Below are 14,694 nucleotides of genomic sequence, written 5' to 3'. Positions count from 1 at the left end.
CCGCGCACGACTGCCTGTGCGGCAAACTTATAATCGACAGGCAATCTGTCTTCCGAATTCAATTTGTCACTGAAGGAGATTGCGGCATCCCGGCCTCGGCAATGTGCCGTTGCGATCCGTCGAACATCGCCCGCACCTTCTCGGGTACGATCTTGCGGACAGCATCGACCAGACGCTCGCGGAACGTGATCCCGCGCCGCTCCGCAAATGCCTGCTCGCTGTTGTCGCGGTCCCCATAGTCGCTCGCCATATCCTTGCCGCGCTCGGGGGACAGCGTGCGCATCAGCCTGCCCTGGTCGGCAAAGTCATCCTGGCCGTAGTGCAGTTCGACACGATCGCGATGCCGGGACAGCGCGACATAGGCCGAGTGGCTGTCCATGCCAGGAGTGGCCAGCACGAACGCGCGATCGACCGTCATCCCCTGCGCCTTGTGGATCGTAGCGGCATAGCCGTGATCGATCTGGCTGTAATCCTTCACATCGAACGCGACCAAGCTGCCATCGTCGAGTTGCACAGCCATGCGAACCCGGCTGACGGTGTCGATCGTACCGAGCGTACCGTTTTTCACCCCAAGTTCTCGCTCGTTCTTGAGGAACATCACCCGGTCGCCTGCGGCGAGCGTCACGAAGCAGCAGCGCGAACGACTGGCGCGCGCTGGCTGCGCTTGGCGACGGAGGCGCGAGCGTTCAAACTGCTCTCGCAAGACCAGCGACGATCGGCACCACCGCGCTGGCAACGAGTTCGACGAGGCCTTCGGCAATGTAGCGCGAATAGTGCCGGTCAATCATCGCGACCAAGGTGACGCGAAGGGCGGCAACCAGCCGGATCGGCAGCTTGATTGAGCGCCGACTCTATTCATGTAACAGGATCATAATGACTGTGCCGTCGCATAAACCGACCTGGATCCGATGGCAGGAACGGCCGGCATTGCAGACTGGCGAATTGAGTCCCCCCTCCACGGGCGTAAGCATGCGTCTCTGCGCCCCGCCCCCCGTCACGGTCCTTCATGCCCCCGCCGGCTTCGGCAAGACCTGCGCGATGGTCAGTGAATTCGAGCGACTGCGCGAGAATGGCGTCAGGGTCGCCTGGATCGCCGGAGAGGCCCTGTCCGTTTCCGGACTGTCCAGCGTCGAGGCACTGGCAGCCATCCAGGCCCTGGTGGAAGATGCGGATGCGGTCTTTTTCGACGACGCCGATCATGTCACCCCGGCCATCCTCGCCGGGGTCGCGACAACGATACTATATTCGTCTCCCCGGAAGCGCCTGTTGGTTGGTGCTCGCAGGATAGAAGATCTTCAGATCGCGCGCCGGATCGCCCAGGGCGCGGCGGAAATCATTCCAGGCGATTTGCTCGCATTTCAGCGCCAGCGCTTGAACACGATGTGGCATCGGACCCTTGGCGCACCGCAGATTCGCGCCATTCACCACCTTGCCGAAGGATGGCCGGCACCGAGCCAGATGCTCGCGCGCTGGCTTGCCGGTGGCAACGTCCTGGACGATGCCGGGCTCTTCATCTCGCGCAGCCAAGTCGGAGATTATATCGACCAGGAGGTGCTGGGCCCGTTCCCGGGGGAAACGCATATAGCCCTCTCCGCCAGCTCATTGCATCATGAGTTTGATCAGGAACTGCTCGACAGGCTTTCCCCTGCCCGGCCGATCCAGCAACAGGACATCGCCGCGAACCTTTCGAGCCTTGTCGGCAACGGATCCGGGCCGAGCTTCCGAAGATACAATTCATTGCTCCGTCGGCACCTGCGCTGCCGTTTCGACCAGCTGCCGCGAAACCAGCGTATCGCCCTGCTGGGCCTTGTCTCGGACTGGGCGGCGGATCGTGGTGATGTGGTAAGCGCGGCCCATCTGGCATCCATTGCCGGGGATGAGACGCGTATAGTAAAAGTCATCGTTCAGGCCGGCGGGCTCAGCCTCTGGCTGGACAAGGGTTATGACAATATCCGGGCGCTGGTGGAGGTCGCCGGCGAGGCTCTCATCCGCTCGGAACCACGCCTTCAGTTGCTCCAGTGCGTCGTGCTGATGAAGGACGGGCGGGTCGGCGAGGCCGACCGCCTCTATCGCGAGACGGCAAAGTCCCTGCCCCTCGACGTGGCGATGGAGCGCGATGCCGCGCTCGTGAAGGCAACGCTTCTGATCTACGGATGCCGGGCAGCGACCATCCAGGACGATGAGCTCTTCAACCGGCTCGCTGAACTGTGCGGCGCTTCCGCCTTCAAGCCTTTCCTGCCATCCATTCAAGCGATCCGCCATTCCCAGCAGGCCGAGTTTGGTGCTGCCACGGCCGCGATCCTCGAAGGCATCAACCATGCCCGCGCTGCCGGCTCGAGCTACCCTATCCTGTTCCTTGATTTCCATACAGCCGGCATAGCGCTGGCGCAGGGCGAACTGGCTGACGCCGCGAAGATATTGTCGCGCGCACGGCGCCGGTGGCAGGCCGATTTCGCCGAGGACAAAGGCGCGGAAACGGTCATGTCAGCACTATGGGCACAGCTTGATTTCGAACGCGGCCGGACGCGGCAAGCGGCTCGACACCTGAAGCTGTCAGCACATCGCCTGCCGGATTCCGAAGCGTGGCTGGACATCTATGTCGCTGGTTTCGAGCCGATGATCCGGCTGCTCAGCGACGAGCATGGCATCACGACAGCGACGGCGGCAATCGATCGATCGCGTCAGCAACTGCGCGCGCAGAGCCTGAACAGGATCGCCGATCTGCTGACCTGTCTTGGCATGTGCATAGAGGGAGAGGCGTGGCTGTTCGGGCAGGCGGCACGCCCGGAGGGCGCCCGGATTGTCGACCTGCCGCACTCGACCGGCGAACTGGCAACATGGCAGGAACGCGAATTCGGCACGCTGGCGACTGCCTATCAGGCGCTGATCGCCGGTGACGTCGAGGCGGCACGCCGCGCGCTGGACGAACTGGTCTTCTACGCGCGAGACCATGGCCTGCGCCGCACCCTCCAACGGGGCCTGCTGCTGCGAACGGCAACCCTCGACCGCGTCGACGATCCTGTCGCAGCACAGCAGGATTTTGACGAAGCAGTCGCGATCGCGCGAAGCACGGGCTTGAGACGCGCCTTTTGCGAGTTCGGTGGCCCGAGCGTCGCAGATCGGCTGGCCGCGCTTCAGGCGCGATCGGGCGAAACGGCCGCGGACACGTTTCTCAAGGGCCTCGCACCCTCCCGGCGCGCCGCGTCGGCGTCGCCCCGACGCACCCTGACGAAGCGGGAGCGTCAAATTCTCGGCGAGCTCGCGGCCGGTGGGTCGGACAAGATCATCGCGCGGCGTCTCGACGTCACCGAACATGCCGTCCGATTCCACCTCAAGAACATCTATGTCAAACTGGGAGTCCATGATCGCGCCGGCGCGATAGAAGCATATCCTGCCGAATGATGACGGCAGAAAAAACCTACTAGATAGGAGAACCACCCTACCCAACCCGCCTGATTGCCGCAATCGAGCACCTGACCGATCCTCGCAAGGCATCACCCAACTCGGGTGAGCCTGAGAGGGGAATGAATTTGCGGATCGGGGTCGATGTCGGAGGAACCAACACGGATGCCGTGATTCTAGACGGAAAGCGGGTGCGCGCTTCGATCAAGCGACCGACTTCCGCGGATGTCAGCAGCGGTATCCGGGTCGCTATCGCCGATCTTCTTGCCCAGGCCGACCTGGCGCCCGACGCGATTGACTCGGTCATGATCGGTACGACGCACTTCACCAATGCGTTCGTGCAAGCTTCCGGCCTCGCCAGGGTGGCCGCCATCCGCATCGGCTTTCCGGCCAGCCGCAGCATTCCACCATTCGCCTCATGGCCGGCACGCCTGCGCGACAATGTTCGCGGTTTCGCGGCGATGATCGGCGGCGGTTTCCAGTTCGATGGCCGCACGCTCGGGTCTCTCGACGAGGCGGGGCTGCGCAGCCTCGCGCGTGAGATCAGCGATGCGGGCATCAGCGAGATCGCGGTCTCCTCCGTGTTCGCACAGGTCAACGCCGAACACGAACAGCGTGCAGCGGCGATTCTCCGCGAAGAAATTCCGGGCGCCAGCATCACACTCTCAAGCGAGGTCGGGCGTATCGGCCTGATCGAGCGCGAGAATGCAGCGATCATGAACGCCAGCCTCAGGCCGCTGGCGACGCGGGTTGCCGCCGCCTTCGCATCGGCCCTGGCGACACTTGGTATCGATGCGCCGTTTTTCGTCAGCCAGAATGACGGGACGCTGATGAACGCATCGCTGATGCAGCGCTTTCCGGTGCTGACCTTCGCTGCTGGTCCGACCAACTCGCTGCGCGGTGCCTATTTCCTGACCGGGCTCGGCAATGCGCTGGTTGTCGATATTGGCGGCACCACCAGCGACATCGGCGTCCTCACGGATGGTTTTCCGCGACAGTCGTCGATGCAAGTCGATATCGGTGGCATCCGCACCAATTTCCGTACCCCCGATATTCTGTCGATCGGTCTTGGCGGCGGCAGCCGGGTGCGCGCGCTTGACGGCCATGTCTCGATCGGTCCCGATTCGGTCGGCTTCCGGCTTCTCGAAGAAGCCCTCGTCTTCGGGGGCCGCACGCTGACCGCGACGGATGTGGCGGTGGCGGCCGGCTATGCCGCGATTGGCGACAGAGGCGCCGTCGCGGACCTCGATCCGGGGCTCCTCCAATCGGCTTCGTCGGAGATCCACCGGCTGCTGGCCGACGGGATCGACCGGATGAAGACCAGCGCCGCGCCGGTTCCACTCATCCTGGTCGGCGGCGGCGCGGCGCTGATCAACCAGCCGCTGCCCGGCACCAGCGAGACGATCCGGCCGGACGATGCCGGCGTCGCGAATGCGGTTGGCGCAGCGATCGGCCAGGTCGGCGGCGAAGTGGACCGAATCTTCCATTGCGGCGAAGGCGGGCGCGACCGGGCGCTGGACGATGCCCGAAGCCTGGCGATCGACGCCGCGATCGACGCCGGCGCCGCGCCGGACAGCATCACCATCGTCACTCTCGAGGATCTGCCACTGCAATATCTCCCGGGGGGTGCGCGTCGCATCGTCTGCCGGGCCGTTGGCGACCTCGCAACCATCGGAGGCCACCGTGGCTGACTATATCACTGTCGAGATGATCGACGACCTGGCGGCGGGCGCGGCCTTTCTCGGCACCGGCGGCGGCGGGGATCCCTTTATCGGCGCCTTGCTCTGCCGCGAGGCGCTTGAACGCTTCGGGCCGGTACGGTTGCTGCCTCTCTCCGAGGTCGAGGATGATGCTGCGATCTTCACAGCGGCGGCCATGGGCGCTCCCACCATCCTGATCGAGAAGCTGCTTTCGCTTGAAGACGCCGACAGCGCGGTGCGAGCGCTCGAGCGCCACCTGGGGAGAATCGCGACTGCTATCATCGCGGCCGAGATCGGTGGCATCAATTCGACATTGCCGATCGCCTATGCGGCAATGCGCGGGCTGCCGATCGTCGATGCCGACGGGATGGGTCGGGCATTCCCGTCTCTCCAGATGACGGCCTTCAATGCCGCCGGCGTGGCCTGCGCCCCGATCGCGCTCGCCGACGAGTTCGGCAATCGCGCGATCATCGAGACGGACTCCGCCCAGACTGCCGAAGACCTGGCGCGCCCCCTGGTGGCCGCGCTGGGGGCGAGCGCCGCCCTGTCCTGCTATCCAATGAGCGGCACCGAGGCGAAGCGCGGCGCGGTGGCAGGCAGCCTGTCGGCGGCTCTGGAAATCGGCGCGGCGATAAGCGGTCGCGGGACAAGAGGGGAACCGGTCGAACGGTTGCTCTCCGCCCTGCGGCGCCATCCGCTCTATGGCCATGCCTATCGGCTGTTCGACGGCAAGATCACCGGCCTCGAACGCGACACCAGCCGCGGCTGGGTGTTCGGGACCTGCGACTTGACTGGCCTGGAGGATGAGCGGCGCTGCTCGGTAAAATTCCAGAACGAGAATCTCTCGGTGGAAATCGATGGCGCGCTGCACGCGATCGTTCCCGACCTGATCACGATCGTCGATCGCGAGACCGGACACGCCATCCCGACCGAGAGCCTGCGATACGGCCAGCGCGTCGCCGTCATCGGCTGCAGCGCGCCGCCTCAGCTTCGTACGGCCGAAGCGATGAGGATCATGGGACCGAACGCGTTCGGCCTGGCCCAGCTTTACACGCCGATCGAAGCACTCGCGATCAGCATCGACGAACAACGCATCAGCGGCGGATCCAGCCGCGACAAAGGGGAAGAGAAATGAATGTAGCCAAGACCAGAGTCGCCGCGGCCAGGGCGCTGTTGCTGGCGAGTGCGATGACGATGCCAGCCATGGCATTCGCCCAGGCAATTGCCCCACAGACGACCGAGACGCCGCAGCCACAGGACAATGCTACGCCCGGCGATATCGTCGTCACCGCGCAGCGGCGAACCCAGAATTTGCAGGACGTGCCGATCCAGGTCACCGCGATAGGCGCCCAGACCATCGAGAAGGCGGGGATCAGGAACACCGCAGACGCGCTTGTCCTGGTGCCGAACGTCTCGTTCGACGAATCCTTCACTTATCTCAACAGTTTCGTCACGGTGCGCGGCATTTCGCAGATCAACAACGCCGATCCGCCCGTTGCGATTGTCGTTGATGGCGTGCCTCAGAACAATCAGAAACAGGCGCGGATGGACCTGTTCGACATCGAACGCGTCGAAGTACTGAAGGGACCGCAAGGCGGGCTGTACGGCCGCAACGCGCTGGGTGGTGCGATCAATATCGTGACCAAGCAGCCGTCCGACCGCTATGCGGGCTTCATCGAGGGTAGCTATGGCAACGGCAATGCAGTCGATATCAGTGCCGCCTTGTCCGGGCCGCTGGTCAAGGACCAACTGCTGTTTCGGGTGAGCGCGAGTTACAAGCATGACGACGGCCGGATCGGCAGCGCGTTCAACCCCGGCAATGTCGATTTCGTTCACCACGACTATAGCGTGCGTGGGCAACTGAATTATGTCGGCATCGACAATCTGACGCTCGACCTGCGCGGCGACTATCGGAATTTCTCGGCGGGCGGCATCTATGACAGCGTGGTCGCCAGCGGAAACGCCAACGACATCCAGCCCCCTCGCTCCAACATCGAGGGACTCACCTTCGGCCATGTTGCAAATGCCTCGTTCAAATTCGACTATGATGCCGGCCCGGTGACGCTCACGGGCATCACCAGCTATTCGGACATCATCGAGAATTATCGTGGCGACCTCGATTTCTCCAATCCCCGCGACCTTCCCGGCGGTTTTCTTGGCCTGGGCTTCCAGGCCGGCCAGGGCCAGGATCTGTCAGTCAGGCAAATCAGCCAGGAAGTACGTCTTACCTCGAAAGACACGGGACCGTTCCGCTGGATCCTGGGCGCTTATTATCTCCACACCGATCGCGACCTGTGGACCAGGGCCTTTGTTGATCTGAACGGGTCTCGATCGCAGATCGACAATCCGGCGCTGCGCATCATCAACCTGCAGGAAAGCAACAGCAACAACGCCTATGCCGGCTACGGCCAGTTCGACTATGACATCGTCGATGGCCTGACGCTCTCCGGAGCACTCCGCTACGACCGGGACAATCGCGAGCAAACCAACATCCTTACCGGCGCGGTGCGCCGGCGCGGCTTTGACAGCGTGCAACCCAAGGTCACGCTCACCTACAAGATCGATCCCCGCAAACTGATCTACGCCACCTACAGCACGGGATTCCGCTCGGGCGGCTTCAACGCGCCGACTGTCTCGATCCCGCTGTTCAAGGACGAGACCCTCCAGAATTATGAGGCCGGATTCAAGACGAGCTGGCTCAACCGGCGCCTGGTGATCAATGGGGCCCTCTATTTCGAGCGCGACAAAAATTATCAATTCTTCTTCATCGATGTCGCAACCGCATCGCAGGTCATCGGCAATCTAGATCGCGTCAATATCTGGGGTGTCGAACTCGAGGCCGAGGCGCTGGTGACCAAACAGCTTCAGTTGAGTGCCGCAATCGGCACGACCGACACGAACATCCGGCGCAGTGCGCTCTTCCCGGCGGCCATCGGCAACCACACACCCAAGACGACCCCGTGGTCGCTCAATCTTGCTGCGCAATATACGCGCCCCGTAACGAACGACCTTGATCTCGTCCTGCGCGCCGACTTCAAGCACAATGCCCGAAAATATTGGCAGATCGACAATATCGACGTGCAGAAGGCGATCAATCTGGTGAACCTTCGCGCTGGTCTCGATGGCGCGCATTGGTCCCTGTATGGTTTCGGCCGGAACGTCTTCAACGTGAAATATTATGCCGACTATAATCCAGCCAATTTCTCGGGACAGGCCTATGACATCGGCTTCCGCGCGCAGCCGGCAACCTATGGCATTGAAGCCAAGGTGAAGTTCTAGAGCCGAACATGCCAGAAACCGAAGGGTGCCGCCGGATTGTGTCGAAGCGGTCGGCGGCGCCTGTCGAACGATGTTGGTCACGGTAGCGGATGATGGGACATGCCTTCCGTTCAGGCGCCCCTCGCTGGCGCTTTTCTCCCGATCCGGCGCTGGCCACGAATATCACCTGAGGTCCCGGTATCGTGCCAGGCCCGCGGACGCTCCATCACGCCCCCTCTCTCATCCGCACCTTTTTCGGCAGGGATCGCATCGGATAGGGCCGGCATCGGGCGCAGGCCCTTCCTTGCCGCACGAATACGGGCCAGACCTGAATCAACGACCCAGCATCCCCCCAGATCCATGGGCGGCTGGAATCATGCGCTGAGTCGCACGGAGACGGGAAATACCTCAGGCCGGCAACTTGGCTTCGACTGGCGAATTGGCTTCGACTGGCGAATGATCGTCTTCCACCAATCCCGAAGGCTGGCCAGCCGGTTCAATCGGTCGAAGACGATCAGCCGCGCGCTGAAACCGGATTGCACTCTTCTTGGCCTCCGCGGTGCTCAGCGGCTCGCAACCGGGTTTGGAATTCCGGACAGCTTCGTCGACCGTAATTTTTTCAGAGCATCTTTCGCCTCTATGGGCGCTGCCTGCATGAACAGCGCGAAGAGTTCGTCATCGCCCAGTTCATCGATTGCGACTTCGGCGGAAAGCGCGACAGGCTGACGCATTCGCACTCCCCGCTGCGCTTCCAGTACAAGCGTATGCAGCGTCATTCCGGCCGGCAACTGACTTGTCACGGCGTTGAATTCCATGGGCACCGCATTCCGGATGCGAATGCGGCGGTCGGCATTACTCTCAAACCAAGCCGCGTCGCCAAGCGTCGCGAGTTCGATCACCCGCTCATTGATCGGCCGTACTTCAATCATATCGAACTCCTGAAGCGGTGCCCCTGCACGAGACGAGCCATCCTCGACAAGGTCATTGATGTGTGCCGCCGGTCACTTTTCCGAGATGGTCTTGCCTGAAGTCACGCAATCCGCCGCACCAATCTCTGTCGGCGTCGAATGGTCAGGCTCCGGCGCATCGCCACTCAGGTGCTTCGACGGGCTTCAGCGGCGCCGTGGCCGGATAGATCGCTGCCGCATCGGGCCCCGTGCACCCAGCGCCAGCCACTCGAAGCTCAACGCACCGCGCGGCTGAACGGGATCGCGCAACCGCCGGCCGCCCTGGCTTCCTGCGGTGGCCGGCGTTTTCGAAAAGGAGCGGAACATGAAGTCAGCAGCGAACGACGGATGCTATCCCCGCGATCGACCGGATCGAGGCGCAGGGGCATGCCTATCTCGCATGGGCATATCATTACCCGATTCACCTCCAGATCCTGTGGACGCCGTTCGTCATCGACGCCTCCGGCTCGCAATTCATCGCCGATCGCAGCGTCAAGATGCTCGAGAACTGGGAAGCCCTGTTCACGCAAGCGCAGCGCGACGGCGACATCGCAGCGGATCTCGACATCGGGCTCGTCGCCTTCGTGTCCCGCACGCAACTCTACGGTCTGGCGCGCATGTTCACCGACGGCGACTTCCATAGGGCAGAGTTGAAAGCCGATCCGCTGGGCGCAATGAAGCGAGCCTATTCACACCATATCGGACAGATGCGCGCGCGCTTGACGCGTCGCGCGTGCCGATACCACTTACGCCGCCAGGGCCGCGCTCGGGACAACAGCCCGTGCCCCTGGCTAGCCGCGAGCATTTTGCTGACGGTATAACGCGGGCAAACCATATCATGGTTGTCGATCATATCGGTTGAACCATCCGATGATGGCCTCGGCCCTGGCTGCGGACTGACTTGGACGTGCAGCCATTTCGTGGAACGCGTCCGGCACCCTGAGCAGGCCGGTTGCGACACCATGATACTGCAACGCGCCGTAGAATTGCTCGGCTTCCGCGATCGGCGTGCGCACGTCCTTCTCCCCAACGACCACCAGCGTCGGTGTTTTGACATTGGAGATCAGCGACAGCGGCGAATGCTTCCAATAGCTCTCCGGGTCCTCCCAGGGCGCCTTGCCGATCCAGTTGCTCATGACCTTGTAGCCGGCGTCCGAAGTCAGCGCGAGGCTGGTCCAGTTCATCGCGGGGCGCTGGGACGCCGCGGCGCGAAATCGATCCGTCTTGCCCACGATCCAGGCGGTCATGATTCCGCCTCCCGAGCCCCCGGTCACGAACAGGCGATGGGGATCGGCATATCCTTGCGCAACCGCGGCGTCCACGACGCTCATCTGGTCGCTATAGTCGATACCGGGATAGTCGCGATCAATCGCATTGGCGAATGCCTCGCCGTAGGAAGTCGAACCACGCGCATTGGCATATACGACGACGTAGCCGGCCGCTGCATAGAGTTGGTCGTCGGTCGAGAAATAGGGGCCGTAATGCAGGAACGGCCCACCATGAATCTCCAGGATCATGGGATATTGACGCGAGCGGTCGAAGCCCGGCGGCGTCAGTACCCAGGCGTCGATCGGCGTCCCGTCGGATGCGGTCACCTTCAACGGCGCCAACGCGCCCAGCGATCGCTTGTCCAGCAGCCCAGCGTTGAGCCGGGTCAACCGCTCGACCACGCCATCGCGAACGATCGCCACATCGGCCGGGTGATCGGAACCGCCCTGCGGGATGGCAACTGTGCCGTTCCGCGCGACCGAGAACGAGCCACCGCTATAGGGAAGATCGAGCCCGCTATCGGCCAGTCTTTCGGCGACGACGCGCGCGATGCCGCCCGGTTCGAACCGGACTACCTTGTTGACGCCCCGGTCCTCCAGCGCAGCGAAGAGGCTGCGCCCATCCGCTGCCCAGACCGGGGTACTCAGACTGCGGTCGAGATTTTCGTGCGCGACACGAACATGGCTGCCATCGCTATCCATGAGATAGATCTTGCGATTTTCGTACGGACGGCGGCGGCGATCGTCATAGCCGCTAAAGGCGATGGTCCGACCATCAGGCGAGACGGTCGCGGAGGCAGCCGGACCTTCAAGCTGCGTCAATCGTGTCAGTGCCCCGCCGGCAAGCGACACCCGATAAATCGCGCTGCGATAGCTGTCGCTCTCCCAACCCTTGTCGCGGCGGCCGGTGAAGACCAGTGACAGGCCGTCCGGTGTCCATGACACGGCACCGGCGTCATCAAATGGGCCGGTGGTCAGTTGCCGAAGTGTTCCTCCGACCAAGGAGGTAACGAAAACATGATCATAGCCGGGATCGAGATCGCCCTTCCCATCCTTGTGGTACATCGCGCGGGTCGTGAGCGTGATCGGCTTCGCCCAGTCAGCGCCCGCGGGCTTGACCAGGGTCGTTCCGAGCGTCTCGGGCGGCACGGACGCATGCATGATGAAGGCGATCTTCGCGCAGTCCGGCGACCAGGACACGCCCGAGGCGGGGCTGGCCAGCGTGGCGATACGCTCGATCCTGCGCGAGGCCGGCATGTAGGTGAACAAGCCGCGCGCCTGCCCCTTCGGCGTGGCCGTGAATGCCAGCAGCTTGCCGTTCGCGCACCAGCGCGGCTGCGCGCCGCCGGCGGCCGCTACGCCGCCGAGCGGCCGCTGCACGCCAGTTCGGGTGTCGACCAGCCAGATCGATTCCAGCCCCTCATCGGCCATGATATCGTTGGTGATCCGGACATAGGCGACCAGATTGCCGTCAGGGCTGATTTGCGGATCGCTTGCCTGGGTCAGGCGGAAAATGTCCTGGGCCTGGAACCTGGCTGGCACCGCTGGCGCTCCGGCCATCGCCGCCCCCGATACCACAACCAATCCCATCGCAAAGAGGGCGCGAAATACCGCCATCGATCTTCCCCTTGTATGCGGGCGTATGCGGGCAGCCCCCAATCCGAAAATATGACAGCCCGCCGCTATGAACACAGTCGGCTAAGCCCAAGGATCATAGCGATCCCCGGGCTGATTGGCCGTTCACATATCGACCTTGAGCGACAGCGAGTAGACCCGCGGCCGGATGAGATAATAATCAGCGTAACCGTCCGTCCCGCTTCCCGTCGAATAATAGCTATAAGAGGCCTGGGAGATGCCCTTCGAATTGAACAGGTTCGAAACACCCAATCCGACCTCGAAGCGCCCCTTCGACACCTTCGCGCGCAGGTCAGCCGTGGTGTAGGCGGGCAGCATGAGGGCGCTGTCGATCTGCGCCTGACGGCTGCCGGTATAGGACAGCGTGCCGGACAGGCTCAGTTGCGTGCCCGACGGCCCAGCCGTGACGAATTCAGGCTGAAAGCTTGCCTGCAGCTTCGGCGTACCCGGCAGGCGCGTGCCAGCAGGAACCTCGAAATTGCCGGTATAGCCGCCCGCGACGTCCGTGGCGAAGTTGCGTGTACTTTGGAACGGCGCCTTGGTCTTGGCATCGGTGTAGGTCATGCTGCCGTTGAACCGCAACGCCTGGACCGGGCGCCACCGTATTGCGAGTTCCGCTCCCTTTGACACCGCCTTGCCCACGTTCGAGATGATCAGGAAACCGTTCCGATCGGCCGATGTGATCTGCGGATTCTGCCAGTCGATATAAAAGGCGCCGACGTCCACGTTGAGCGTCGAGGTCGGGGCCAGCCGAATACCGGCTTCATAGTTCCAGAGATTGTCGGACTTGTATTCCGCCGCCCCCGGCGCCGTGTTCACCCCGCCGAACCGGAAGCCCTTCGCCGCCAGTGCGTAAAGCACCGTGTTGCCCGGCATCCGATATCGCGCCTCGAACTTAGGCGTAAAGCCGCTCTCGGTATGCGTCAGCGACCGGCTATTGGCGCTGGATGCGAGCGCGGCCGTCCGGACCTGATCGAAGCTGACGCTGGTATGAAAATACCGCCCGCCCGCACCGAGTTCGAGTCCACCGATATCCAGTTCGACTTCACCGAAAACGGCGCGCTCTTTCGCGATGCCCGTGCGCGAGACGTTGAAGTACAGATCGCGATAGACCGGGTCGTTCGCACCGACCAGGAAGACGTTCTGCGTCCGGTGAAAATTCACATCCTGACCGAAGACACCGACCAGCCAGTTGAACGTCCCTTTTTGCGCGGAGGCCACGCGGAATTCCTGCGAGAAGCCGTTGGAGCTTCGGGCCTCGATGTTGCGCGCTTCCTTGACCTGGGGGAACGGCCCGAAGCCCAGAAAGTCCTGTGAAGGAACATCGATGCCGGTGGTGACATCCGGCACGAGCAGTCGGGTGAGATCGCTGTTTGCGTTTCTCGTCTTGCTCTGATGCGCCGTCAACGAGGTCAGCTTCACCGGCCCGAGGAGATAGTTCACCTCGAGCTTCGCCAGGCTGAACCGAGACTCGTAGGACGAGGGGTGGCGCGAATTATAATAACGCACATCCGGCCCCACCGAGGCCGACGTATCGCCCTGATGCGACTCCTGGTAGATATACAGGGCGTCGATCGTCAGCCGATCGTCAGGCCGGTACAGCGCGAGGACGCGACCACCCTTCACCGATCGACCGTTCACGTTCTTCTCGTTCGTCCCGATATTGTCCTGATAACCGGGATCATTCTGATACTGTCCGACGAACCGCAGTGCGAATTTGTCGGTGGCGACCGGGAGATTCAGCGCGGCATAGACCGAGGCCTGGGCTTCGCCGCCCTGCGCGACGTCCCCGGTTACCATCATCGAGCCGCCGATCTTCGCAAGGTCGGGCTTCTTGAACGTGTAGTTGACCGCGCCGCCAAGAGAACCCGAACCATAGAGCGCGCCCTGCGGCCCGCGCAGCACTTTCACCGCATCGAGATCAAACGCCGAAATGTCAGGCGTCGACACATATTGGAACGGGTCGGTGAACGGCACGTCTTCGATATAGATTCCGGTCGGCAACTGCCCGACGCTGGTGTTGTCGGACGACGTGCTGGTGCCGATGCCGCGGATCGACAGCAACGAGCCATCGGCGGATCCCTTGTTGAACTGAACGCCGGGAGTCAGCTTGAAGATATCCTCGGCGTCCTTGGCACCGGTCTTTGCCAGATCCTCTGAGGAAACGATATTGACCGTACCCGCTATATCTCGGACGTTCTGGGCACGCTTGCCGACGACCACGATATCACCCTGCCCGGCCGGGGCTATGGGGTCGTCCTGACTTTGACCTGCAACATCCTGCGCCATTGCAGCGCTGCACTGCGCGAAGGCCGCCATAGCTATCGTCGAGCCGACAGCCCCAAATAACCGGACCGCATTACAGATCTTCCCTGACATCCTCAACATCCCCAATGAATTTTACCGCATGGAACGGCTATTGCCGCCACCCAATCCAGCCAGAGCACCATTATTATGGCCACTTACTTTTATTGTTACTTGCTG

At 62.6% G+C, this 14,694-nt stretch carries 8 protein-coding genes and 1 pseudogene; 5 read left to right on the top strand and 4 right to left on the bottom strand.

Annotated elements, in window-relative coordinates; genetic code table 11:
- Nucleotides 1-115: 115 nt before the first annotated feature.
- Nucleotides 116-616 (bottom strand): annotated as a pseudogene (locus tag P0Y59_00435) (Ti-type conjugative transfer relaxase TraA).
- Nucleotides 617-927: 311 nt separating this feature from the next.
- Between P0Y59_00435 and P0Y59_00430 the strand changes: the two are divergent.
- The 4 genes from P0Y59_00430 (at nt 928) to P0Y59_00415 (ending at nt 8,381) form a co-directional block, all read left to right on the top strand.
- Nucleotides 928-3,402 carry a LuxR C-terminal-related transcriptional regulator gene (locus P0Y59_00430; protein WEK00202.1) on the top strand — a complete coding sequence of 825 codons (2,475 nt, stop codon included), beginning with the start codon at nt 928-930 and terminating at the stop codon, nt 3,400-3,402.
- A gap of 122 nt (nt 3,403-3,524) precedes the next feature.
- A complete protein-coding gene (locus tag P0Y59_00425) occupies nt 3,525-5,093 on the top strand; it encodes a hydantoinase/oxoprolinase family protein (protein WEK00201.1) in 1,569 nt (522 codons plus the stop codon).
- The gene (locus P0Y59_00420) at nt 5,086-6,237 is read left to right on the top strand and encodes a DUF917 domain-containing protein (GenBank protein WEK00200.1); all 1,152 of its coding nucleotides are present in this window, start codon (nt 5,086-5,088) and stop codon (nt 6,235-6,237) included. The genes P0Y59_00425 and P0Y59_00420 overlap by 8 nt, the downstream gene beginning before the upstream one ends.
- On the top strand, nt 6,234-8,381 hold the full coding sequence (locus P0Y59_00415; GenBank protein WEK00199.1) for a TonB-dependent receptor: 2,148 nt from the start codon (nt 6,234-6,236) through the stop codon (nt 8,379-8,381). Before P0Y59_00420 ends, P0Y59_00415 begins: the two co-directional genes overlap by 4 nt.
- A 542-nt stretch (nt 8,382-8,923) precedes the next feature.
- Here P0Y59_00415 and P0Y59_00410 read toward each other — a convergent pair.
- On the bottom strand, nt 8,924-9,289 hold the full coding sequence (locus P0Y59_00410) for a hypothetical protein (GenBank protein ID WEK00198.1): 366 nt from the start codon (nt 9,287-9,289) through the stop codon (nt 8,924-8,926).
- A gap of 515 nt (nt 9,290-9,804) precedes the next feature.
- On the opposite strand from P0Y59_00410, the gene P0Y59_00405 reads away from it, so the two are divergent.
- The gene (locus P0Y59_00405) at nt 9,805-10,128 is read left to right on the top strand and encodes a hypothetical protein (GenBank protein WEK00197.1); all 324 of its coding nucleotides are present in this window, start codon (nt 9,805-9,807) and stop codon (nt 10,126-10,128) included.
- A 15-nt stretch (nt 10,129-10,143) separates the two neighbouring features.
- On the opposite strand, the gene P0Y59_00400 is transcribed toward P0Y59_00405, so the two are convergent.
- Nucleotides 10,144-12,117 carry a S9 family peptidase gene (locus P0Y59_00400; GenBank protein WEK00196.1) on the bottom strand — a complete coding sequence of 658 codons (1,974 nt, stop codon included), beginning with the start codon at nt 12,115-12,117 and terminating at the stop codon, nt 10,144-10,146.
- Nucleotides 12,118-12,315: 198 nt separating this feature from the next.
- The gene (locus P0Y59_00395) at nt 12,316-14,499 is read right to left on the bottom strand and encodes a TonB-dependent receptor (GenBank protein ID WEK00195.1); all 2,184 of its coding nucleotides are present in this window, start codon (nt 14,497-14,499) and stop codon (nt 12,316-12,318) included.
- Nucleotides 14,500-14,694 lie beyond the last annotated feature (195 nt).

It is taken from the genome of Candidatus Sphingomonas phytovorans (assembly GCA_029202385.1).
Taxonomy (GTDB): Bacteria; Pseudomonadota; Alphaproteobacteria; order Sphingomonadales; family Sphingomonadaceae; genus Sphingomonas; species Sphingomonas phytovorans.
This window is presented reverse-complemented; position numbering and strand designations above follow the sequence as displayed.

What these genes read in the sequence shown, in the direction of transcription:
- P0Y59_00425 (WEK00201.1), top strand. Translation starts at nt 3,525, where the DNA reads ATGAATTTGCGGATCGGGGTCGATGTCGGAGGAACCAACACGGATGCC.
- P0Y59_00415 (WEK00199.1), top strand. Translation starts at nt 6,234, where the DNA reads ATGAATGTAGCCAAGACCAGAGTCGCCGCGGCCAGGGCGCTGTTGCTG.
- P0Y59_00410 (WEK00198.1), bottom strand. Translation starts at nt 9,289, where the DNA reads ATGATTGAAGTACGGCCGATCAATGAGCGGGTGATCGAACTCGCGACG.
- P0Y59_00405 (WEK00197.1), top strand. Translation starts at nt 9,805, where the DNA reads ATGCTCGAGAACTGGGAAGCCCTGTTCACGCAAGCGCAGCGCGACGGC.
- P0Y59_00395 (WEK00195.1), bottom strand. Translation starts at nt 14,499, where the DNA reads ATGGCGCAGGATGTTGCAGGTCAAAGTCAGGACGACCCCATAGCCCCG.